The 23,281-nt window shown below is 57.7% G+C and carries 14 protein-coding genes; 12 read left to right on the forward strand and 2 right to left on the reverse strand.

Going from position 1 to position 23,281, the window contains the following annotated elements; all coding sequences use genetic code 11:
• The first annotated feature begins 55 nt into the window (after positions 1-55).
• The 10 genes from cysD (at position 56) to DSL70_RS02830 (ending at position 11,869) form a co-directional block, all read left to right on the forward strand.
• On the forward strand, positions 56-967 hold the full coding sequence (cysD, locus tag DSL70_RS02785) for a sulfate adenylyltransferase subunit CysD (protein ID WP_119306337.1): 912 nt from the start codon (positions 56-58) through the stop codon (positions 965-967).
• Positions 967-2,862, forward strand: a complete 1,896-nt coding sequence (gene cysN / locus DSL70_RS02790) for a sulfate adenylyltransferase subunit CysN (RefSeq protein ID WP_119306338.1) — start codon at positions 967-969, stop codon at positions 2,860-2,862. Before cysD ends, cysN begins: the two co-directional genes overlap by 1 nt.
• A 3-nt stretch (positions 2,863-2,865) precedes the next feature.
• A complete protein-coding gene (gene cysQ / locus DSL70_RS02795; RefSeq protein WP_425359327.1) occupies positions 2,866-3,663 on the forward strand; it encodes a 3'(2'),5'-bisphosphate nucleotidase CysQ in 798 nt (265 codons plus the stop codon).
• Between the two features lie 111 nt (positions 3,664-3,774).
• The gene (locus tag DSL70_RS02800) at positions 3,775-4,890 is read left to right on the forward strand and encodes a capsular polysaccharide export protein, LipB/KpsS family (protein ID WP_119306339.1); all 1,116 of its coding nucleotides are present in this window, start codon (positions 3,775-3,777) and stop codon (positions 4,888-4,890) included.
• Positions 4,887-6,296, forward strand: coding sequence for a glycosyltransferase family 4 protein (locus tag DSL70_RS02805; RefSeq protein WP_119306340.1), 1,410 nt, complete (start codon positions 4,887-4,889; stop codon positions 6,294-6,296). Before DSL70_RS02800 ends, DSL70_RS02805 begins: the two co-directional genes overlap by 4 nt.
• On the forward strand, positions 6,293-7,498 hold the full coding sequence (locus DSL70_RS02810) for a glycosyltransferase family 4 protein (RefSeq protein WP_162916293.1): 1,206 nt from the start codon (positions 6,293-6,295) through the stop codon (positions 7,496-7,498). Before DSL70_RS02805 ends, DSL70_RS02810 begins: the two co-directional genes overlap by 4 nt.
• Positions 7,499-7,664: 166 nt before the next feature.
• Complete coding sequence (gene gmd, locus DSL70_RS02815; protein ID WP_119306342.1) at positions 7,665-8,786, forward strand: GDP-mannose 4,6-dehydratase; 1,122 nt, start codon at positions 7,665-7,667, stop codon at positions 8,784-8,786.
• Positions 8,787-8,798: 12 nt separating this feature from the next.
• The gene (gene fcl / locus DSL70_RS02820; RefSeq protein ID WP_119306343.1) at positions 8,799-9,755 is read left to right on the forward strand and encodes a GDP-L-fucose synthase; all 957 of its coding nucleotides are present in this window, start codon (positions 8,799-8,801) and stop codon (positions 9,753-9,755) included.
• 90 nt (positions 9,756-9,845) lie between these two features.
• Positions 9,846-10,997, forward strand: a complete 1,152-nt coding sequence (locus DSL70_RS02825; protein ID WP_119306344.1) for a hypothetical protein — start codon at positions 9,846-9,848, stop codon at positions 10,995-10,997.
• Positions 10,994-11,869, forward strand: a complete 876-nt coding sequence (locus tag DSL70_RS02830; protein WP_119306345.1) for a glycosyltransferase family 2 protein — start codon at positions 10,994-10,996, stop codon at positions 11,867-11,869. The genes DSL70_RS02825 and DSL70_RS02830 overlap by 4 nt, the downstream gene beginning before the upstream one ends.
• 74 nt (positions 11,870-11,943) lie before the next feature.
• On the opposite strand, the gene DSL70_RS02835 is transcribed toward DSL70_RS02830, so the two are convergent.
• Positions 11,944-12,747 (reverse strand): hypothetical protein, encoded by an 804-nt coding sequence (locus tag DSL70_RS02835; protein WP_162916295.1) that lies wholly within the window; start codon positions 12,745-12,747, stop codon positions 11,944-11,946.
• The gene (locus tag DSL70_RS02840) at positions 12,744-13,787 is read right to left on the reverse strand and encodes a GSCFA domain-containing protein (protein WP_205563130.1); all 1,044 of its coding nucleotides are present in this window, start codon (positions 13,785-13,787) and stop codon (positions 12,744-12,746) included. The genes DSL70_RS02835 and DSL70_RS02840 overlap by 4 nt, the downstream gene beginning before the upstream one ends.
• 563 nt (positions 13,788-14,350) lie before the next feature.
• On the opposite strand from DSL70_RS02840, the gene DSL70_RS02845 reads away from it, so the two are divergent.
• Complete coding sequence (locus tag DSL70_RS02845; RefSeq protein WP_162916296.1) at positions 14,351-15,358, forward strand: capsular polysaccharide export protein, LipB/KpsS family; 1,008 nt, start codon at positions 14,351-14,353, stop codon at positions 15,356-15,358.
• A gap of 107 nt (positions 15,359-15,465) precedes the next feature.
• Positions 15,466-23,178, forward strand: coding sequence for a type I polyketide synthase (locus tag DSL70_RS02850; protein WP_119306349.1), 7,713 nt, complete (start codon positions 15,466-15,468; stop codon positions 23,176-23,178).
• The last annotated feature ends 103 nt before the right edge of the window (positions 23,179-23,281 follow it).

Here is a 23,281-nt window from a genome sequence, read left to right on the forward strand (position 1 = left end):
CGAAAACTGATCTCCGGATCACATTGATATTGGTACAAACACCCGGACATATTTTATGAAAGAAAAATCGCTCAGAACGCATCTCAAAGCACTTGAGCATGAGAGTATTCATATTATTCGCGAAGTTGCTTCAGAGTTTAAAAATCCTGTCATGCTCTATTCCATCGGCAAGGATAGTGCTGTGATGCTGCATCTGGCCCGCAAGGCCTTCTATCCGTCCCGGCTGCCGTTTCCGCTGATGCATGTCGACACCACATGGAAATTCCGCGAGATGATCACGTTTCGTGATCGCATGGTCAAGGAATATGATCTAGACCTCATCGTGCATACCAACGAGGAGGGTCGGGCCAACAATGTGAACCCGTTCACCCATGGCTCGTCGCTCTATACCCAGATCATGAAGACCGATGCGCTGAAACAGGCACTGACTGCGCACAAGTTCGATGCAGCCTTCGGTGGCGCGCGACGTGACGAGGAGAAATCCCGCGCCAAGGAACGCATCTTCTCCTTCCGGACGGAAAACCACAGCTGGGACCCGAAGAACCAGCGCCCGGAACTGTGGAATATCTTCAACACGCGCATCAAACCCGGCGAGAGCATTCGCGTCTTCCCGCTCAGCAACTGGACCGAACAGGATATCTGGCAGTATATCATGCTGGAGAACATTCCCATCGTGCCGCTGTATTTCGCCAAGGAACGCCCGGTGGTGAAGCGGGACGGCACCTGGATCATGGTTGACGACGACCGGTTGCCGCTCAATGAGGGCGAGGTGCCGGAGATGAAGATGGTGCGCTTCCGTACCCTCGGGTGCTACCCTCTGACCGGCGCGGTCGAGAGCAGTGCGTCGACCCTGGAAGAGATTTTCGAAGAAATGCTGATCGCCCGAACCTCCGAGCGCGAAGGACGCATGATCGATCATGACGACACCGCCTCGATGGAGAAGAAGAAACGGGAGGGCTATTTCTGATGAGCGAACAGATGATGACAGCAAGCGGGGCCTTGGACGGAGGCAAATTTGCCCGTCAGGAAAGCCGCGATATCCTGCGTTTCCTGACCTGTGGCAGCGTGGATGATGGCAAGTCGACCCTGATCGGTCGCCTGCTCTATGACAGCAAGACGATTTTCGAAGACCAGATGCGGTCGCTGGAAGCCGTCAGCAAGAAGCACGGCACCACCGGTGACGACATCGATCTGGCCTTGCTGCTTGACGGTCTGCAGGCCGAGCAGGAGCAGGGGATCACCATCGACGTGGCCTATCGCTTCTTTGCTTCCGACAAGCGCAAGTTCGTCGTCGCCGATACGCCGGGCCATGAGCAGTATACCCGCAACATGGCAACCGGGGCCTCCAACTGCGATCTTGCGGTTATTCTGATCGATGCGCGCAAGGGCGTGCTCACCCAGACCCGCCGCCACAGCTTCATCAACTCGCTGATCGGCGTGCGCCATGTGGTGCTGGCGATCAACAAGATGGACCTGATGGATTTCTCGCAGGAGGTCTTTGACAAGATCGTTGATGACTACAAGGCGTTTGCGCAGGGCTTCGAGTTTGAAAGCATCATGGCCGTGCCGCTGTCTGCCCGCTATGGCGACAACGTGGTGGTCAAGAGCGACAAGACACCGTGGTACGACGGGCCGAGCCTGCTGTCCTATCTGGAAGACATTGACGTGGAGAGCGCCGACCGGTCGCTGCCGTTCCGTTTTCCTGTCCAGTGGGTGAACCGTCCAAACCTCAACTTCCGCGGCTTCTCAGGTACAGTGGCATCCGGCATTGCCCATGTCGGTGATGAAGTCGTTGTGGCCAAGTCCGGCAAGACCTCGCGCATCAAGTCCATCGTGACGATGGATGGTGATCTGCCGGAAGCCGAAGCTGGCGAAGCGGTGACGATCACGCTCGAGGATGAAATCGACATCTCCCGTGGCGATCTGCTGGCGTTGACCCAGCATCGTCCGCAGGTGACCGACCAGATTTCGGCGCACATCATCTGGATGGATAACAGCCGCATGATGGTGGGGCGTCCCTATATCATCAAGATGGGCACCCAGCAGGTTCAGGCGACGGTTACCGACCTCAAGCACAAGATCGACGTCAACGATGCCACCCACAAGGACGCGGGCAAGACGCTGGAACTCAACGAGATCGGCTTCTGCAACCTGTCCTTTGCCCAGCCATTGGCGATGGATACCTATGAAGAGAACCGCAAGACCGGCTCCTTCATCCTGATCGACCGTTTCTCCAACCAGACCGTTGCCGCTGGGCTTGTCTGGTTTGGGCTGCGTCGCGCCGAGAATATCCATTGGCAGGCCGTTGATATCGACAAGAAGGCGCGGGCTGCACAGAAGGGCCAGACCCCGAAGGTGCTGTGGTTCACGGGTCTTTCCGGCTCCGGCAAGTCGACCATTGCCAACCTTGTCGAGAAGAAACTGCATGGCGAGGGCCATCACACCTATCTGCTTGATGGCGACAACGTCCGCCATGGCCTCAACCGGGACCTCGGCTTCACCGATGTCGACCGGGTCGAGAATATTCGCCGTATCGGCGAGGTTGCCAAGCTGATGGTGGATGCGGGCCTCATCGTACTGACTGCCTTCATCTCCCCGTATGTCGCGGAACGCCGGATGGTGCGCGAGATGCTGGAGGACGGCGAGTTCTTCGAGGTCTATGTGGATACGCCACTGGAAGTCTGCGAAGCCCGAGACGTCAAGGGGCTCTATGCCAAGGCACGCGAAGGCAAGATCAAGAACTTCACTGGCATCGACTCGCCATATGAAGCGCCTGTTCAGCCCGAGATCTACGTCAACACTGCAGAAATGTCCGCAGAAGCGGCCGCAGATCTGATCATCGCGGCCCTTGAGAAGGAATAGAGCGTGACGGATCTTCTGAAAGGCATGATCGAGGCTGCGCTTTGCGCGGCCGAGACCATTCTCGATATTTATGAGACCGACTTCGATGTCGAGATCAAGGGCGATGCGTCGCCTGTGACGCAAGCGGACAAGGCTGCCGAAGCCGTAATCCTCAAGCATCTTGCGCAGATTGCGCCGGATGTTCCGGTCGTTGCGGAAGAAGCTGCCGCTGAAGGCAATATTCCTGACGTGGATGGTGATTTCTTCCTTGTCGATCCGCTGGATGGCACCAAGGAATTCATCAAGAAAAATGGCGAGTTCACGGTCAATATTGCCCTTGTGCGCAATAATGTGCCCGCTGTCGGCGTGATCTATACGCCTGCCAAGGGCTGGCTTTACGCCGGTGACGTGGATGCAGGTTGCTGGCAGGGCGATGTTGCTGACCCCCGCGTCAGCCACGAGATCGCCAACTGGCGTGCGATTGCGGTGCGCAAGCATGTCGACGGGGGCGTGGATGTGGTCGGGTCGCGCTCGCACCACACGCCTGAAGCGGAAGACTATCTCAAGGCCTTCACCGTCGGGGATCACAAATCGATCGGCTCGTCGCTCAAATTCTGTCTGCTGGCGGCTGGCGAGGCCGATATCTATCCCCGCTTCGGCCGGACGATGGAATGGGACACGGCGGCAGGCGATGCCATCCTGTCGGCTGCGGGCGGGACGGTTGAAACCACCGACGGCAAGCGCCTGCAATATGGCAAGGTCGTTCAGGACGACGCGCCCTTTGCCAATCCGTTCTTCATTGCCAAGGCTCAACTGGGCTGAGGCTGACGTGCTGGCTGCATGACGTGGCTAGGCTCCTTTCCTTCCTGCGAGCGTCTACGGGCTTGATGCCGAAGAGTGAAGGGTGCCTGTGTCGATAGGGTAGAGTGCGCAATGGGTCATCAAATGTCACGCCTGCTGCAAGACATGACGAGCATGCTGTCGCGCCTACTGCCCTGCGTCTTGCTGAACGCTCTCCGTCTCCGGGCGCAAGGGCAGCCATTGGTTGTTGCGCTCGGATTCAGTGCGTGGAAAGAGGGATTTGTCCGCCGGTTCTTTGCGGATCGTGCCGTGCTGTTTGTGGACAGCCCTTTGGCGCTGAAACTGGTGGCCCGGCTCCTCAAGCGCTGCGATGTCGACTATGCGATCTGGTCATTCAGGGATGAAGCGCTCGGCCTCGATCTGGCTGTCTGCTCAGGACATGCGGTCTGGCATGTGGAAGACGGCTTCATCCGTTCGGTTGGGCGCGGGCTTGATCATGTGCCACCCTGGTCGCTGTGCCTTGATCGTGGTGCCTATTTTGATGCCAGCCGCTCGTCGGACCTTGAACAGATGCTCAATCGCCACAAGCCGGACGATCTTTCCGATGCCGAGCGGGCAACGGCACGGCAGTTGATGGAAACTCTCAAGACCCTGCGGATCGACAAGTATAATCTGGCCTCGACCAATCCGGCCTCAACTTCAGCGCCCGATGACCTCCTGTCCATTCCTACTGATGCCATACTGGTTCTTGGGCAGGTGGAAGACGACTTTTCCATTCTGCGCAACAGCAATGCCATTTCCACCAACGCCGGGCTTTTGCAGCGTGCCATGGACGAAAATCCCGGACGGGCGATCTTCTTCAAGCAGCACCCCGATTGTGTCGGCGCTCGAAAGAGGCCCGGTTACGTGGCGCTCGGCGGGTTTGGTGGTGTGAGGGAGATCTCGTCGTCCATGCCGGTGGCCGAGGCGATCGACGCGGTGGAGATGGTCTATACCATTTCGTCGCTGGGAGGCTTTGAAGCGCTCATGCGGGGCAAGAAGGTGGTGACTTTTGGGGCGCCCTTCTATGCTGGCTGGGGGCTGACCCGAGATCATGTCAGCTTTCCGAGGCGGCAGAACCGGTTGGCGCTGGATGACCTCTTCTACATCGCTTATGTGGCCTATCCGCACTATTTCAATCCGCATGACGGCACACGGCTGGAGGCGGGTGACGTCGTCCGGAAAATGATGGATCTTCGCGCGTCATGAGCAGGGATATGCAGCCAACCACCAGAGTGCTCTATGATGTGACGCGCCTCATTCAGCGGCGCCGGGCTCGTATTCCGACAGGAATTGACCGCATTGATGCCCAGTGGGCCCTTGCCACCTTCGAGGCGTTTGGTGAGCGCTGCCTGCCGGTCATGATGCACGGCAAGGCACCGCGTATCCTGCATCGGGAGCAGGCCCTTGTCCGCTCCATGCTGCAAGCGCAGATCCATTGCTGGTTCGGGGGCGGGGCGCCTGATGAAGAGGTGGCCAGAGCTCTGGACGGGGCGGGTTTGTCCGCCAATGCCGGTTATGGCTCAAGGGCGGTGGAACGGGCGCTGTTTGCCAGCCGCTCATGGCGGGATCGTTTCGTTACGGCCTATCTGCCAGCCCTTCGCTATGGGGTGCAATCGTCCCTGTCGAACTGGCGGCAGGGTAATGAGCAGGCGCTTGAGGGCTGTGGGCGGCTGTTGTATGTCAACGCGTCCCATCAGGGGCTGATCGGTCATGCCGGTGCCCTCGATGGGCTTGCTGGCCCCCGAGCCATGCGCGTGGCTGGCTATATTCACGATCTCATTCCCATCGAGTTTCCCGAATATGCAACGGATCGGTCTCTTGTCTATCTTGAAGCCATGTTGGCCGAGCTGATGGCCAAAGACACCGACTTCAGCGCCAATTCACAAGCAACGGCGCGGCAGTTGAGCCTCTATCTTGCGCATAAACAGGTAGAGGCGGGCGTCGAGAAGGGCAATGTCGAGCCAGTTGTCGTCTATCCCGGCCTTACGGGGGCTGCCCCGCTGAAGGATGCCCGCCTGCGGCGCGCGGCGGAAAGTGAGGCGGCCGACGGGGAATGGCCCGGTGGCGATTTCGTGATCCTTGGCACCCTTGAGCCACGCAAGAATCATCAGCTTCTGCTGCATCTGTGGCGGCAATTGGCCGAAGAGGGCTTTTCGCCGATGCCCCGCCTGACGATTGTCGGGCGCAGGGGATGGGGCAATGAATCCGTCACGGCGCTGCTGGATCACAGCCCGATGCTCAAACCTTATGTGCGGGAATTCGGCAATCTCGACGATCAGGACATGTTCATTTTGATCGGCAAGGCCCGGGCGCTGCTGTTTCCCTCCTTCACCGAAGGCTTTGGACTGCCCCTGATGGAGGCCGCCGAGCTGGGCGTGCCGGTGATTGCCTCCGATCTCGATGTCTTTCACGAGATTGTTGACGATGGCGTCCTGTTTCTCGACCCGCTTGATGGTCCGGCATGGAAGGCGGCCATCAAGAACGCCGTGCGCATGCCCGGGCGCTTGGCTGTTCCGGTGCTCAATGGCCGGATCGGCGACTGGTCTGTGCAGAGAGAGGCCTTTGCCGCCTGTCTCAAGGGATCGATTGCGCGGTTGGAGGGTGGCCAATGACAGATCGTTGGGACCGCTTTGTCGAAACCGATCATGTGATTTATGACTTCACGCGTCTGGTGTTGCGGCGTCACGACCGGTTTGCCACGGGCATCGACCGGATCGATCTGGCATTCGCTGAGGATCTGGCCGCCTCGTTTGGTGACAGGCTGATCTTTGCCGTCATGGTCGGCAAGGGCGGGCTATTGCTGAGTTGCGATGAAGTGCGACCGTTGTTGCAAGAGCTGGCAAGGCGCTGGGGTGGTGTCAGGGTTGATCGGTCTGTTTCTTCTGCCCGGTCGCGTGATAACACCGGGGATCCCTTTGCGCGGCTGATCCTCCTTGAAAAGGCCCGACAGAAACTGAGTTTGGGAGCAGACAATCGCTTCATGCGGCAGCTGAAGGCCCTACTGGCAGGTCGACCGGCCACCTATATTGTGGCCAATCATCACGGCTTTGCGCGGATTTCCGGTTTTCTGGACCGCTTGCAGACCGAGATTGATCTCAGGGTTCGTGGCTATATTCACGACCTCATTCCGATCCGCTACCCGGAATATATCAGGCCGGGGCATATCGGTCGTCAGGAGGCCTATCTCGATGCGTTCCGGCAGGCCGGGGGGCAGCTTTTTGCCAATTCGGAAACCACGGCCAGAGACATCGCATGCTATTGCGCCGAACAGGGATGGCAATGCGGGCCGGTTGAGGTGCTGTTGCCTGCGCTCGCCATGCCGGATCTGCGTGCCGGGGAACCATGTGCCAAAGTGCGGGAGATTGTTGCCACTGGCAAACCCTATTTCGTCACGGTGGGCACAATCGAGCCACGCAAGAACCATTTGCTGTTGCTGCATATGTGGCGTCGCTGGGTACGAGAGGGCAGGGCCGACTTGCCACATTTGCACGTGGTTGGCCAGAGGGGATGGCAGAACGAGAGCGTATTCCAGCTTCTGGACCGCTGCTCTGCCATTCGCCCCCATGTGAGCGAGCATGGTGACCTTGATGACGTGGACCTGTTCCATCTTGTTTTGCATGCAAGGGCCTTGCTGTTTCCGTCGTTTGCGGAAGGTCTGGGGTTGCCGATGCTTGAGGCCGACAGGCTCGGTGTTCCTGTTATTGCATCCGATCTTGCGGTGTTTCGCGAGCTTGCGTTGGAGAGGGCAACGCTGCTGGATCCGCTGGACGTGCCGTCCTGGCAGGAGGCGTGCCTGAGGGCTATAAAGTTATGACGGCGGGATTTGTGGTCTGGACGGAATGGGCCGAAGGGCCTAAAACCCTAAAACTGATTACTCGGTCTTGACAATGCTACCTAGAACAGAAACAAGAAAAGTTCATGTCGATGGTCGAGAGAACTGTTATTGCTAAAAATACTCTATTGTTATTCTGGGAGTTCATATGACTAAAAAGGCGCTGATCACTGGCATCACAGGTCAGGATGGTTCATATCTTGCTGAGTTTCTGCTTTCCAAGGGCTACGAGGTGCATGGCATCAAGCGGAGAGCCTCGAATTTCAATACCCAACGCATCGATCATCTGTATGAAGATCCACACAAGGCCAATGTAAACCTGCGGCTTCATTATGGCGACCTGAGCGACACTTCGAACCTGACGCGCATCATGCGTGAGATCGAGCCCGATGAAGTCTATAACCTCGGTGCCCAGAGCCATGTTGCCGTGAGCTTCGAGAGCCCGGAATATACCGCTGATGTGGACGCCATTGGTACGCTTCGCCTGCTGGAAGCCATCCGCTTTCTCGGGCTGGAAAAGAAGACCCGTTTCTATCAGGCGTCGACGTCCGAGCTTTATGGCCTCGTTCAGGAAATTCCGCAGCGCGAAACCACTCCGTTCTATCCGCGCAGCCCCTATGCCGTGGCCAAGCTCTATTCCTACTGGATCACGGTCAACTATCGTGAAGCCTATGGCATGTATTCGTGCAATGGCATCCTGTTCAATCACGAAAGTCCACGCCGTGGTGAAACCTTCGTGACCCGCAAGATCACTCGCGGACTGGCCAATATTTCGCAAGGGCTGGACGATTGTCTCTACATGGGCAATATCGACGCCCTGCGTGACTGGGGCCATGCCAAGGATTATGTCCGCATGCAGTGGATGATGCTGCAGCAGGATGCGGCGGAAGATTTTGTCATTGCCACCGGTCAGCAGTATTCCGTGCGCGAGTTCATCAACTGGACTGCGAACGAGCTGGGTATCAGCCTGCGGTTCGAAGGTGAAGGTCTTGATGAGGTTGGTATTGTCGATGACGTCAAGTCCGGCGAACCGCTGGCGGTGAAGCCCGGCGATATCGTTGTTCGCATCGACCCTCGCTATTTCCGTCCTGCCGAGGTCGAGACCCTTCTGGGTGACCCTGCCAAGGCCAAGGAGAAGCTTGGCTGGGTGCCGCAGATCACGGCACAGGAAATGTGCGCTGAAATGGTGGCCGAGGATCTCAAGGCAGCCAAGCGTCAGGCCCTGCTGCGCGAGCACGGGCTCGAGCTTCCTGTCAGTCACGAAAACTAGAAGGTGGTGGCCATGAGATATTATGTAGCGGGTCATCGCGGCATGGTCGGTGGGGCTATCACGCGGCAGCTTGAAGCGCGTGGCGAAGAGGTGATCACACGGACCCACGCTGATCTGGATCTGACGGATCAGGCTGCGGTGCGCAGCTTTTTCGAAGCCGAGAAGCCCGATGTGGTGGTTCTTGCTGCTGCCAAGGTGGGCGGAATCCTTGCCAACAACACCTATCCGGCTGAGTTCATCTACCAGAATCTGATGATGGAATCCAACATCATTCATCAGGCCCATCAGGTTGGGGTGCAGAAGCTTCTGTTCCTCGGTTCTTCCTGCATCTACCCCCGCGCAGTGGCGCAGCCGATGAAGGAAGACGCCTTGCTGACCGGCATTCTTGAGCCGACCAATGAGCCCTATGCCATTGCCAAGATCGCCGGCATCAAGCTATGCGAAAGCTATAACCGGCAGTATGGCACGGACTACCGCTCTGTCATGCCGACCAATCTCTATGGCCCGGGGGACAATTTCCACCCACAGAACAGTCATGTGCTTCCTGCCCTGATGCGTCGTTTCCATGAAGCGGCTGCTGATGGTCTGGAAGAGGTGGTCATCTGGGGTACCGGCAAGCCGATGCGCGAGTTTCTGCATGTCGACGACATGGCTGAAGCATCGCTGTTCGTTCTGGATCTGGACAAGGACACCTATGAGGCCAATACCGAGCCGATGCTCAGTCATATCAACGTCGGCTCCGGGACGGATGTGACGATCGGTGAACTGGCGCAGTTGATTGCCAAGGCAACCGGCTTCAAGGGGCGGATCGGGTTCGATACGTCGAAGCCGGACGGTACGGCCCGCAAGCTGATGGACGTGTCGCGGCTTGCGAATATGGGCTGGACCGCCAATATCTCCCTCGAAGATGGAATCAAGGACACCTATCAGTGGTTCCTTGACAACCATGCGGATCTTCGAACGAAATAGGGCCTGTCTGGCAGAGATCGACAGCAGTTCGAATGGGGTGCGCCTGTCAGTTGTAAGCTGACAAGCTGCCGTCATTTCAAGAGTGGCCGAATGGATGATTCTAAGGCGAATGGTGTCAAGAAAGAGGCGGTTGAGGGGGGCGTGCGCCTGTGTGTCCTTCCTGAAATTGATCGCCCCTGGTGGAGGGGAGCTTCCCACAGCAAGGCATTCAAGCGTTGTGTTCTGCATGTTGGCACGGAGAAGACCGGAACATCGACCATCCAGCATTTTCTGAGTGAGAATCGCGCCTCCTTTCTCAAGGATGGGGTATTCTACCCGGCAAGCGCCGGATTGAACGGTGGGTCTCAATGGCATTTTGTTGCCTGTGCACATCCCCGGGCATGGGAACTCGATGTTGGCCGGTTCTTGAAATTCTATTCGCGGGAAGAATTTTTGGCCTTTCGCGAAGGGTTCGTGACCGATCTGGTGCGGGAGAGTTCCAAAACTGCGGCGAAAGCCGATACACTGGTGTTGTCCAGTGAGCATTTCCACAGCCGCCTGAGAGCGCCAAACCTGATCGCGAATCTGAAGAGGTTTCTTGAACCGTGGGTCGAGGAATTCGAGGTTGTCATCTATTTTCGCAGGCAGGACCGGGTCGCTGTCAGTCTCTATTCAACGACGATCAAGTCCGGCCTCAAGCATGCCTTTGCCTTTCCGAAGGTCGACCCCGCCAATCCTCCTTACTACTATGCCTATGATGAGGGGTATTCCAACTGGGCGCAGGTGTTTGGCAAGGATGCAATCCGGCCCGGGATATTCCATCCGCAGGAATGGACCGATGGAAGTATTATTTCGGATTTCTGCCATCTGGCTGGTCTGGCCGAGGAGGGTAAGGTTCGGCCTGACCACAAGGAGAATGTCTCTATGGACAGGGCCGGGTTGCAGTTTCTGCGCGAGATCAACAGGCAGATGCCGAATGTCATTGATGGCCGGAGGAATGAGGAGCGTGACGCTCTTGCAAGGCTTGTTGCCTCTTTGTGTCGGGGAAAATATATCAATGCTTCCAAGGGGCAGGCTCAGGAGTTCCTCAAGAACTTTCAGCAAGGTAATGATCGATTGAAGCTGATCGCCTTTCCTGACCGCGCAGAGCCGGTTTTCGACATGGATTTTTCGGATTATCCGGATCAGTTCGAGCCTGATGTGCCCAGATACGAAGAGGCAGTCGAGCTGGCTATCCGGCTCTGGAGGGCTGCAAAATCATGATCCAGCGCCCTCTCGTTTCCGTGCTCATGCCTTCCTACAATCAGTGCAGTTTCATTGGAGAGTCCATTGCCAGCGTTCTGGACCAGTCCTACGGAGAAATTGAACTGGTTGTTGCTGATGGCGGGTCAACCGATGGAACGGTCGAGCTTCTGCGTAGCCTGCAGGAGAAGGACAAGCGGTTGCGCTGGCTGTCGGAGCGGGATACCGGTCCGGCGGAGGCCCTGAACCGGGCCTTTGCCCTGACGCGTGGCACGCATATCGGCTGGCTCAATTCGGATGATCTCTATGCCGAGGGGGCCGTGGAGCGGGCGGTTGCCGGGTTCGCGGCCCATCCAGGCTGGATCATGCTCTATGGGCGTGGGGTTCATGTGGATGAACGTGGCAAGGAACTGGGCCGCTATCCGACCGTGCCGCCAACTGTTCCGGTCGAGGAATTTCGCAAAGGGTGCTTCATCTGCCAGCCGACGGCCTTTTTCCTGCGGCCGATGTATCGGCTGCTCGGGCCATTCAACCAGTCCCTTAAGACCGCCTTTGACTACGATTACTGGCTGCGCGCCTTTCTGGCGTTTCCCGAGCGTCTCGGCTTCCTTGATGCAGTGCAGGCCAAGTCACGGCTGCATTCGGACTGCATAACGGTGCGGATGCGCAAGGTGGTTGCTGTCGAGAGCATGCGTGTGATTGCCGAGCATCTGGGATCTGCTCCAAGCCACTGGTTCACAACCTATGTTGAGGAACTGATGGCCCAATCTCCCGAGGAGCGGGGTGTCCCTGACGTCCGTCAGCACCTGCTTGATGCGCTTGAAGAGATTCGGGACTATCTTGGTGACGATGACGTCGAGAGCTTGAAGAACGCGCTTTGGGAAAATCTTTAGGGCAAGATACAAAGCGTGTTGCCAGTCAGCTTGCCGCTTTCTGACAACACCGTCCCCGTGTTCGTGCTAGCGGTCTAGCCTTTTGGCTTGGCTAATTGTTCCATGCTTTTCGCGATCAGATTGCCTAGAACAAGCAATGCTCCCTCTTCATTGAGGTGCGCGAAGTCCTTTGGTTTGGAAAACTTGAAGCTGGATTTCGTTGCCCGGAAGCTGCTGTCAAACAGCTCGTCTGGAAGATTTAGCAACCGAACGCCACGCTTGGCCAGAGCGACGGACAGTGCTGGCAAGAAATCCCTGCAATAGTTGGCGTTTTCCGGAGTGGATCGCAGCATTTTCAGATTCTGGTCCGCCTCTTCCACTTCGCCAAATCCCTGTTCGTTCAAAAGTGGTGGTGGCATGTAGAAGACAGTGCCACCAGTTTCAATAAAGGGCTTGAGTTCGCCAAGCCAGGTGGACGCCTTGATTGAGTTGAAGCTTTCTTCAAGCATGTCCATCAGGAACGGCTGGCTGCATCGAACCGACAGAGTTGACAGTTTCCACCATGCCGAATTCAGGATCAGACCAAGTCCCCCGCCGTAGACGATAACTGCATCGAATTTAGAGAAATCGAGGTAGTCATTGTTTTCGGAGATCTTTCTCAGCTGCGCTTGGGTGCCTTCGTACCATTGCTGGAAGGTTTCTGGTGCAATAGTGGGATGGTTGGGCCAGCGTGCTGGGGCTGGTTTGAGCTTCAGGCAGCAGTCTTCTACAAACACGAGAGACGACACCGGGCCAGGAGCAGAAAAGAAAATGAACCTGGCATCGGGCTGCATCAACTGTGGTGCAACCATGGCGATATTTGCGACATGACTATCGCCATAAACTAGTATTTTTCTCATGCTTGTTCACTCTTGGCGTAGGATTCCAGGATGATTTCGTCACAGACTTCATCTGCTTCCTTGGTGATGCTTGGTGCTTCTGCCACCTTCTTTGCTTCCTGGCTCGGAGAAGGCGCAGCAGGCGCCGGGACTGCTTCTGTCGCAGTCATCGGAAATTTGCTTCCCAGACAGGCAAAAAACTGGTCCATCACGAAGTCGACGCCATAGTGATTGACCGCCCGCAGGTTAGGCTCGAAAAAAGCGCCCTTGAAGATTGGGCTGTTGATAATTTCGTAGGATGGGAAATAGTCGAAATCATCGTAGTCGGTCACAAGCTCGTCGGCGACGGTGCGCAGGATGGATTTGGAAGCCATCGTTGCGACTGCGACGTGCCGTTGGGAGTTGGTGGCGGCCAGCGGAACCGGAGAGACCGTGAAGATGAACTTCAGATTGCTGTTGACGCCCTTCATCAATTCGGTGACTTCCAGCAAGCTGGTTTTGATGTCGCCGAATTTCTGGTTGATGAAAACATGTTCGTCTTCGATGAATTCTCCCGCCGCAGTGCCGGGGCAGAGAGGATATTCATGTCCATGGGTCTTGTTGTGCCAGCTTTCCGTGAGACCAAGAGTGAAAACGAAATAGCTTGACTGCTCGATGGCTCTCCGGAAACAGGCCAGCGTATGCTGCCGGGTCTTGAGCAGATCGTCCAGAGATTCAAAGCCGTTGGGTTCGATTGTCGGGCGGAACGGGTCAAAGAATCTGCCATCCGTCTGCCAGACTTCTTCTGGTGGGGTTTCGAGGCCGAGAGCCCACTTTGTCCATTGTTTGAGCAGGGATGCTGTATAAATGTTGCCGGTCCTGGCGGTGAATACGCCGTAGTTGTATCGTTTGGCGAGGGCTTCGCTGCATCCGGCTGGCGCATGCTCGCTGATTAGCCAGTTGAACCCTCTCTTGTTCAGCGCCCTACCGATGTGCTGGGCAAAGCAGGAACCAAACGTGGCGACCTTGTCCTGAGGCTTGATGTTGAATTTAGGGTCCCAGAGATCCGAAATGTCAAACATGTGCTTTTGAGCGACTGAAAGTTTCCAGAATGCTGTCGCGGGAAGTCTCTGATAAGGATTCATGTGTCCCTCTATGCAATGGTCAACTTTTAAAAGAAAACAAGAATGGTGGAATAGAAGCTACTTCTTGCCAATCAAATACAATTTTTTGATCTCAATTGGCCATTTTTCTCTTAAATACACAGGCTTTGCAAAAATTTCTCATGAGCCATTAAATTGCCTGTCATGCTTGATTGTCAACTTTAAATTCCAGTGAAAGTAACTGTCTATATGGGTAATTTTACTAAGAGCGATCAGGTGTTGTGGGTGTTTGCTGATGTGGAGTTCAGTGTGTCCGTATTGTTGGGCTGTGCTCACGTCCGGTTGTGGTAGAGGTTGGAGATGAACCTGATCGAGTTGCCGACTATGCGGCCAATCCGTTCGGGTTTGCCATCCGGGCGGCTAGCGAAGCGGCGGGTATCGTGCTACTTACGACTGCCCGAAGTGACTATGCGGCCGATGCGACCGCAATTTCCTATCCCGGGGCAATGTTCGGCATTAAGTCTGTTTGTGGAGGCTTGAGAGTGTTATCTGCGATTCTTGACAGCTTTCATGCGTCTCTTCATCGCGAGGAGGTTGCCTATGCATCTCCTTCACTGGAGCTGTGTCAGGATCGGACGGTCGAACGGGCTCTTGGGGCAAAGCCTGTGTTCTGCCTGCCGTTTCAGCCCATGGTCTGCCGGTCCATGGTTGGCTGGGGGCGGAAGTCTGGCCATCTTGCTGCCCGCATGGCCAGAAGGCGGGGAACGCCTGTTCTGCTGATGGAAGATGGCTTCATGCGATCCTTCCGCCGCAATGACCCTTCACTGTCGGTTGTTCTGGATGATCTGGGCATCTATTACGATGCACATGGTCCCTCCCGTCTGGAAGGCCTCATAGCGACCCCTCTGGAAGGTAACGAGGCGGCCCGCATCGAGGGCATACTTACGCGCTGGCGTGATGCAAGATTGTCCAAATACAATGATGGCCGGGAATTCGATGGCCCTTTGCCTGATCGGTATGTTCTGGTCATCGATCAGGTGCGGCACGATGCGTCCATCGGCTATGGCATGGCGGACGGGGCTTCCTTTCAGAGGATGTTTGCCGCTGCCCGTGCCGAGAATCCCGGTCTGGACATTGTGGTCAAGATGCATCCGGATGTTTTCACGCGGTCGAGAGCCGGTCATTTTGATGTCGAGCAGTTGCGGCAGATGCCGAATGTTCATGTGATTGCCGAGGGCTGTTTGCCTTCTCGCCTTATTGAAAAGGCAATCAGGGTTTATGCTGTTACGTCGCAGATGGGCTTCGAGGCGTTGATATGGGGAAAACCTGTCAGATGTTTCGGCATGCCCTTTTATGCGGGCTGGGGGCTGACGGACGACTTTCTTAAAGCACCGGAGCGTCGCCAGACCGTCTCGTTTCTGCAATTGGCAATGGCTGCGCTGGTTCGCTATCCGCGCTACATCGATTTGGAAACGGGCGCAATTTGCGAGATTGAAAGGGCTATTGACTATCTTACTGAACTCAAGCAAAAAGCTCTAATTCAGTATTAGTATCGAAGAATTTGTTTTTTTGTAATGAGCGTTTATGCTGCGAGTTTGTTTCTCCCTTTACTTGAGGGGGCAGGCCACGATGACAGTGAAAGACAATTGAAATAACGATGAGTGACAACAGGGTAGAAGTTATTGGGCGGGCTTGCCGTCTTCCCGGGGCGAACAATGTATCTGAGTTCTGGGATTTGCTTGTCTCGAAAACATGCAGCATCGGAGAAATGGGGTCTGACCGCTTTTCTACCTTCCGCTATCTGCATCCCAAATCTGGCCAGGCTGGCAAGAGCTACACGTTCCGTGCCGGTCTGCTGGACGACGTGTGGGGCTTTGATCCTGCCGTCTTTTCCCTGTCTCCACGTGAAGCGACCCAGATGGATCCGCAGCAGCGGTTGCTGCTGATGCTGGTCTGGGAGGCGCTGGAAGAAGCCGGTTTGCCGGTATCCGAAGTGGCCGGGTCCAATATCGGCGTGTTTGTCGGTAACTCCGGTAGCGATCACTCGAACCGCTTTTTCTTCGATCCGGCGAGTTCTGACAGCTTCATGATGACCGGCAATACCTTGTCGCTGGTCTCCAATCGCATTTCCTATGTCTATGATCTGCACGGTCCGAGCTTCACCGTGGATACGGCCTGTTCGTCGTCGCTTGTGGCACTGGACCTGGCCATGAAGCGACTGCAGTCCGGCGAGATTGATACGGCCATTGTTGCCGGGGTCAACCTTCTGCTGTCGCCTTTTCCGTTCGTTGGTTTCTCTGCTGCCTCGATGCTGTCGCCGCAAGGCCTGTGTCGGCCTTTTGACGAGAATGCCAATGGCTATGTGCGGGCCGAAGGTGGCGTTGTGCTGGTGCTTCAGCGCAGTGATGTCTTTGATCCGGCTGTGCAGAAGAGCTACGGGCGCATTGTGGCTTCGGGGATCAACTCGGATGGCCGCACCTCCGGCGTGGCGCTGCCGTCCATGGAGTATCAGTCTGTCCTTTTGGAGCAGATCTATTCGGGCATGAAGCTCGATCCGAATGCTCTGGCCTTCATCGAGGCGCATGGCACCGGAACGCGGGTGGGTGATCCGGCCGAAGCCTTTGCACTTGGTCGGGTGCTGGGCCAGAAGCGCGACAAGCCGTTGCCGATCGGGTCGGTCAAATCCAATCTGGGACATATGGAGCCCGCCTCCGGTCTTGCCAGCGTGCTGAAATCGCTGCTGTCGCTGGAGCATGATCTGTTGCCCGCCAGCCTCGGGATCGAGACGCCGAACCCGGATATTCCGTTCGATGAGCTGAATCTGGCGCTCAATCGTGACAATTCCGCTCTCGAACGCGGTGACAAGATCCGCTATGCGGGCATCAACAATTTCGGGTTTGGCGGCACCAATGCCCATGTGCTGGTTTCTGATACGGATAAGGAGCATCGTCCGGTCAAAGGCGCAGCTGGCCTTGTTTCTACGCCGCCCATTGCCGCCAATGACGATGGAGCCGCTCAGTCGTTGTTTGTGCTGAGTGCAAAATCGGAAAATGCTCTGCAGGCTCTGGCTGCAAGGACGGCAGAGGCTATCGTGGCCAGCGATGCGTCCCTTGATGGGTGGCGCAACGGTTTTGGCTGGCGCCGTTCCCTGCTGGACGAGCGTCTCGCCATCGTTTGTGACAGCAAGGAGGCTCTTGCCGACAGCCTTGGCCAATTTGCCCGTGGCGAAAAGAGCGTGGCTACCGTGCAGTCGACCGCTGCGCGGGCAAGCGGCAATCCGGTCTTCGTCTATTCGGGCAACGGCTCGCAGTTCGCGGGGATGGGGCAGATCGCTTATCAGCAGAATGCGGTTTTTGCGGCTGCACTTGATGAAGTTGACGCCTTGTTCCTGCCGCTTGCGGGCTGGTCGCTGAAGGCCAAGCTTTTCGAGGAGACCCTCAAGGAGGATCTCAAGCTGACGTCCGTGGCGCAGCCGCTGCTGTTCGCGGTGCAGGTTGCCCTGACACAGTCTCTCAAGGCTGCCGGGCTTGCTGTTGGCGGGGTGATGGGACATTCGGTTGGCGAGGTTGCTGCCGGGTGGGCCTGTGGTGCCCTGACCCTCAAGCAGGCTGTCGAGGTCATCTACTGGCGCTCGCATCATCAGGAAGCTGTTGCCGGTGAGGGTCGGATGGCCGTCATCAAGCTCTCGGTTGCTGAAACCGAGGCCTTGCTGGCATCGGAAGGCTTTGACGGGGTCGAGATCTCGGCGACCAATACGGACAAGTCCCTTACCCTTTCCGGGCGGACGCAAGAGCTGGAAGCTTTCCTCAAGTTTGCGCGCAAGAAACGCCTTGCGGCCAAGATGCTGGATATCAACTATCCTTTCCATTCCACGGTGGTCGAGCCGATCCGGGACGGGTTGCTGGGTGATCTGGCGCATATCAAGCCGGCCAAAGCGGCCATTCCCTTCTATTCTGCCGTGACTGGCAGCTGCCTTGAGGGCAGTGAAATGGGGGGCGAATACTGGTGGAACAACGTGCGGCAGCCGGTGCACTTCCTCGGCGCTGTCGAGGCTGCGTTTGCTGACGGACAGACCCAGTTCATCGAAATCGGGCCACGCCCCATCCTCAAGAGCTACATAGCCGAGATCGCGCGCGATCGCGCCCAGACGGTTGTTGCCATCGAGAGCCTGTTGCAGAAGGAAGACAAGGCCATCGATCCGGTTCTGCTGTCGGTTGGGCGGGCCATCGCCAATGGCTTGCCGTTTGATCGGGATGTGGTGTTCGGCAAGAAGCAGGCTCTGCTGGCCCCGTTGCCCGCCTATCCATGGCAGCTCAAACCGTTCAAGATTCGCCCGAGCAGCGAGGCCTTCGATATCTTCAATGATGCGGTCACGCCGCACGCCCTGCTTGGCCCGCAGATCCGCGATGAAGAGCATGTCTGGTCAACCGAGCTTGATACGGCTCTGATCCCCTATCTGGAACATCACAAGGTTGACGGCAAGGTCATTCTGCCCGGTGCCGCCTTTGCGGAAATGGCGCTTGCCGCTGCCCAGATCGGCTTCAAGTCGGATCGTGTCGAGCTGCGCGATATGGACCTGTTGCAGGCCCTGCCGCTCAATGCGGATCAGTCGACCTCGATCCTGACCCGTCTAGACATGACATCCGGCGTTGTCGAGATTTCGAGCCGTGCGCGCCTTGTTGATGATGAATGGCAATTGCACGCAAGATGTCGTGTCGCCAAGATCCCCGGAGATACAGGGGACGCATATGCGGACCATGATCTCTGTGCGCCTTCGCTGTCTCTGACCACCCCGCCAGAGGAAATCGAGGCAATCTATGCCATTTCCCGCCAGTTCGGGCTGGATTTCGGCCCGGCCTTCCAGCGCATGACCCACTGTCAGCGCCACGGTGACGATTTCATTGAAATTGTCATTGGCGAGCGCGATGGCTTTTCGAGCAAACGGGAAGAACTGGCTGCGCCCTACGCATTGCATCCGCTGGATTTCGACGCCTGTTTCCATGGTCTGAATACCCTTTACGAGAGCCTTGAGAAGGGTTCCGAGAAGATGGCCTTCATTCCGGTGCGGTTCGGCCGATTGCGCATTCTGCGCTCCGGCGTTGCGGTTCGCTCGGCCCGTATTCATGTGATTCGGTCCAATTCGCGCGGCATCAAGGCCGACATCAACATGTTTGGCGAGGATGGGTCTCTGGTCGCGACCCTCAGGGACGGGCGCTTCCGCGCCTCAGCGCTGGTGCAGCGACAGGGGCTGGAACGGCTGGCCTACTATTATGCTTCCCTGACGGTGGCCCTGCCGGAGGGGGTGGCTTCCGGTGCGCGGCCTGACATGGCGGCGATCCTGCAATCCGTCAGCCAAGCCGCTGGTGCTGATCGTCAGGCGACGGAAGACGGCCAGTTGCTGCTGCATGCCGCCAGCCGGCAGGGGGCCTATGACGTCCTGCGCCAGTTTGCGGATGCCGATCTCGCCCTGAGCCAGTCCAGCCTGCCAAGGCTTGCCGAGCGGGAGGGCCTTTCCGGCGATGAGGCGGATGAGGATATCCGGGTCCGGTCAACCCATCGCAAAGCGATTTTTGGTGCCCTGATCGCGATCTGTGAACAGTCGGGCCTTGCCACGCCGACCGATGACGGCTGGGTGCTGGCCGGGGAAAGCGGACTGCCGGAGGTGGCGCAGGTTCTGCAGATACTGCTTGGCGAAAATCCGCGCTGGTCTGCCGATTGCGTGATGCTCAATCACGCCCTGATGCGTCTGCCGGATCTGCTGAAGACGATGGACACGAGCTTTGGCGGCGAGCCGCTGGCGCGGGATCTCTATTCCCACGACCTGTTTGAACAGCATTTGAGTTCAGCCCCTCTGGCTGAAGCCCATGTGGATCAGGTGATGGCAGCGCTTGAGCGGGTTCTGGCAGCATGGCCGGAGGGCCGCCCGCTGCGCGTGCTGGAGTTCGGTGTTGCCGGGGCACGCCTCACCAAGGCACTGCTGCCGCTGATCGAGGCCAAGAAGGGGCTTCTGGTTGCTGCCGATTCCAACAAATTGCTGATGGACCGTCTTGGTATCCTGTTTGCCAACTCGATCAATTTCGAGGCGGTTGCCCTCAAGTCCGATCTTGAGGCTCTGGAGGCATTTGCGCCGTTCGATCTGGTGGTCTCGGCCAATGGGTTGCAGATGGTGGATCAGGCCACAACCATGCTGGATGCGTTGCCTGCTCTCATGGCAGATGACAGTCTGATTCTGATGAGCCTGTCGGATGCGAATGTGTTTCAGGATGTGGTGTTCGGCCCTGCCGAGCACTGGTTTGATGGCTCTGTCGATCCGTCCTTCCCGGTTTCGAACTATGGCATGGCGGAAGACTGGCGCGGCTGGATCGAGGCTACCGGGCTTGGTCCTGTCACATTTGTGCCTTTCGCCGATGCTGATGGCGAGACCGACCTGTCCGGCGCCTATCTACTGACTGCGGCCAAGGCTGTCTCTGTTGTGGCTGATGCTGGAGAGGCGGGCGCCGCTGAGGTTCCCGCGCTTGATGGCGAGCACAGAAGCTGCATTCTGTTGCTGGAAAGCCGGGACAAGAGCGAAAAGGCCTTCGCGGCTGCTCTGGAAAAGGCTGTTGGGGCAACGGCCGTTGCTAGCGTCGACCTCAAGGCTGGCAAGGCACTTGCTGATGCGGCAGACGCGATCCGGGCTGCTGCTCGGGATGGTCATCTGGACGTGGTTTGCGTGTCTGGTGCCTTTGCCGATGGCAAGGAGGCAATGGATTGCCTTGCGCCGCGGTTGCATATGCTGGCCGAGCTGGTGCGCCTGACATCCGATGTTGCCATGCGGCTGTGGGTGGTCGCTCCGGGCGGCTATCCGGTGCCGGGCGAGGCGCCGGTCAATCCGGTCCAGAGCTCTGTCTGGTCGTTTGGCCGCACCGTCAGCAACGAATATGAAAATCACGATGTGCGCATGGTGGATTTTGCTGCCGGTCTCTCGCTTGAGGATCAGGTTGCCCGCCTTGGTGCGCTGATCGACGTGCCGGGGGAAGAACGCGAAGTCCTGCTGGGTGAGGTCTCGCAGACCGTTGTCCGCATTCGCCGTGGCTGGCCAAAGCCGGTTTCGGGGCAGGGGACTGCTGATCCCGACGCTGCCTGTCAGCTCTACCATCCGCGTACCGGATCCTTTGACCGGTTGCAGTGGATCCCGACCCGGCGCAAGGCTCCGGCTGAGGGAGAGATCGAGATCGAGGTTGCTGCCGCCGGGCTGAACTTCCGCGATGTTATGTGGGCGCAGGGGTTGTTGCCTGAGGAAGCGCTGGAAGACGGCTTTGCCGGTCCGACCCTCGGCTTTGAATGTTCGGGGCGGATTGTTGCTGTTGGCAAGGGTGTGCGCGATCTCAAGGTCGGAGATCCGGTGATGACGCTGGCTCCTGCGAGCTTTGCCTCCCATGTCACGGTGATGGACAGCGCTGTTTCGAAACTGCCCGAAAGTGTTGATCTGGTTGCTGCGGCGACCATGCCGGTTGCCTTCCTGACGAGCTATTATGCGCTGCATTATCTGGCGCGGCTTGAAGAGGGCGAATGGGTCCTCATTCATGGTGCTGCCGGTGCTGTCGGTCTCGCCGCCGTGCAGATTGCCAAATGGCGCGGGGCACGGATCATCGCCACTGCGGGCAATGACGAGAAGCGCGACTTCCTGCGGATGCTCGGGGCTGACCATGTGCTGGACACCCGTTCGCTTGATTTTGTCGATCAGGTGCGGGCGATCACGCGCGATGCCGATGGACCCGATCAGGAAGGGGTTGATGTGGTGCTCAACTCGCTGTTCGGCGAGGCGATGGAGCGCAGTCTGGAACTGGTGCGGCCGTTCGGGCGATTCCTCGAATTGGGCAAGCGCGACTTCTATGGCAACACCCAGATCGGCTTGCGGCCCTTCCGCCGCAACATCAGCTATTTCGGTATCGATGCCGACCAGTTGCTGAACAAGCAGCCAGCACGGGCCAAGCGCCTGTTCCGGGAATTGTCGGGGCTGATTGCCGACGAGCAGTTCACCCAGCTGCCTTACCGCCTGTTCGAAAGCGCCGACATTGTCGATGCCTTCCGTCTCATGCAGCGCTCTGGCCATATTGGCAAGATCGTCGTGCGGGCGCCCGAGCCGATGGCCTCTCCGGCCAGCGAAGGCGGCTTCCGCGTTGATGGCGAAGGGCACCATGTGCTTGTTGGCGGTCTTGGCGGGTTCGGCCTTGAGGTTGCGCTCTGGCTTGCCGATCATGGTGCGCGTTCTATCGTGCTGACGAGCCGTTCGGGCAAGATGTCCGAGGATGGGCTGAAGCTGCAGAAGAAACTGGCGGTCCGGGGCTGTGCCCTTGAGGTTCGGCCATGTGACGTGGCCGACGCTGCGGCTCTTGATGCCCTGCTGGTGACGTTGCGCAAGGAGCGCCCGATCAAGGGCGTCATGCATATGGCTGCGGTGCTGGATGACGTGCTGCTGGCCAACATGAGTGATGCGCAGATCGACAAGGTGCTGACGCCGAAGGTGGTCGGGAGCAACAATCTTGATCATCTGACCCGTTCCGATGAACTGGATTACTTCTGGCTGTTCTCGTCGGTATCTGTGTTGATGGGTAACCCGGGACAGGCGAACTATGTGGCTGCGAACAGCTACATGGATGGACTGGCACGCAAGCGGCGGCAGCAAGGCCTGCCTGCGTTGGCGGTTGGCTGGGGTGCCATCACCGATGTCGGCATTCTGGCCAGAGACAAGCAGACGGCTGAAATCCTTGCCAAGACGACGGGCGGGATCGAGTTCAAGGCACGGCAGGCGATGGATCGTCTGGTCGAGCTGCTGGACAAGATGCCTGTTGGCGAGGCTCCGGCGACGCTCACTCTGGCACCGATGAACTGGGGCTATGCTCGCGACAATCTGGCGATCATGAAGACGCCTGCTTACGGGCTGCTGCTCAAGGAAGCAGCGCAGTCCTCACGGCGCGATCAGCAGTCGATCGATGTTGCCAGCCTGATCGACGGGCTTGATGATGTTGCCGCTCGCGGCGAGATCGCCAAGATTCTGGCCCATGAGGTGGCGGTCATCTTCCGCATGCCGGTGGAAGAGATCAACCTCAAGCGGTCGCTGACCGACCTGGGCATGGACAGCCTGATGGGCATGGAGCTGCGGACGGCAGCCCAGCAGAAACTGGATATCGAGATTCCGATGGGTGCAATCGCCGACGGGACGACGATTGAAGACATTGCCGCCCGCGTGCTGGAACGAATCCGGGGCGATGCCAACAGCAAATTGTCCTTTACCGAGGAAACGCTGCTGCATCAGCATATCGGCAGTGACAGCGAGGCATCCAAGGCGACGGACAAGCTGTTGGAAATGCGCAAGAGCGGCATGTGATTTCGTCTGTTGCGTCCGTTTCCTGCTGGCCGATACCGTTTCGCCATGGTTTAAAGGATCGGGCGAAGGATCATCCCCATTGATGCATGAGAGCTGCGACACG

It is taken from the genome of Cohaesibacter haloalkalitolerans (assembly GCF_003574655.1).
Lineage (GTDB): Bacteria > Pseudomonadota > Alphaproteobacteria > Rhizobiales > Cohaesibacteraceae > Cohaesibacter > Cohaesibacter haloalkalitolerans.

What these genes read in the sequence shown, in the direction of transcription:
- cysD (WP_119306337.1), top strand. Translation starts at nt 56, where the DNA reads ATGAAAGAAAAATCGCTCAGAACGCATCTCAAAGCACTTGAGCATGAG.
- cysN (WP_119306338.1), top strand. Translation starts at nt 967, where the DNA reads ATGAGCGAACAGATGATGACAGCAAGCGGGGCCTTGGACGGAGGCAAA.
- DSL70_RS02800 (WP_119306339.1), top strand. Translation starts at nt 3,775, where the DNA reads ATGGGTCATCAAATGTCACGCCTGCTGCAAGACATGACGAGCATGCTG.
- DSL70_RS02805 (WP_119306340.1), top strand. Translation starts at nt 4,887, where the DNA reads ATGAGCAGGGATATGCAGCCAACCACCAGAGTGCTCTATGATGTGACG.
- DSL70_RS02810 (WP_162916293.1), top strand. Translation starts at nt 6,293, where the DNA reads ATGACAGATCGTTGGGACCGCTTTGTCGAAACCGATCATGTGATTTAT.
- gmd (WP_119306342.1), top strand. Translation starts at nt 7,665, where the DNA reads ATGACTAAAAAGGCGCTGATCACTGGCATCACAGGTCAGGATGGTTCA.
- fcl (WP_119306343.1), top strand. Translation starts at nt 8,799, where the DNA reads ATGAGATATTATGTAGCGGGTCATCGCGGCATGGTCGGTGGGGCTATC.
- DSL70_RS02825 (WP_119306344.1), top strand. Translation starts at nt 9,846, where the DNA reads ATGGATGATTCTAAGGCGAATGGTGTCAAGAAAGAGGCGGTTGAGGGG.
- DSL70_RS02830 (WP_119306345.1), top strand. Translation starts at nt 10,994, where the DNA reads ATGATCCAGCGCCCTCTCGTTTCCGTGCTCATGCCTTCCTACAATCAG.
- DSL70_RS02835 (WP_162916295.1), bottom strand. Translation starts at nt 12,747, where the DNA reads ATGAGAAAAATACTAGTTTATGGCGATAGTCATGTCGCAAATATCGCC.
- DSL70_RS02840 (WP_205563130.1), bottom strand. Translation starts at nt 13,787, where the DNA reads ATGTTTGACATTTCGGATCTCTGGGACCCTAAATTCAACATCAAGCCT.
- DSL70_RS02850 (WP_119306349.1), top strand. Translation starts at nt 15,466, where the DNA reads ATGAGTGACAACAGGGTAGAAGTTATTGGGCGGGCTTGCCGTCTTCCC.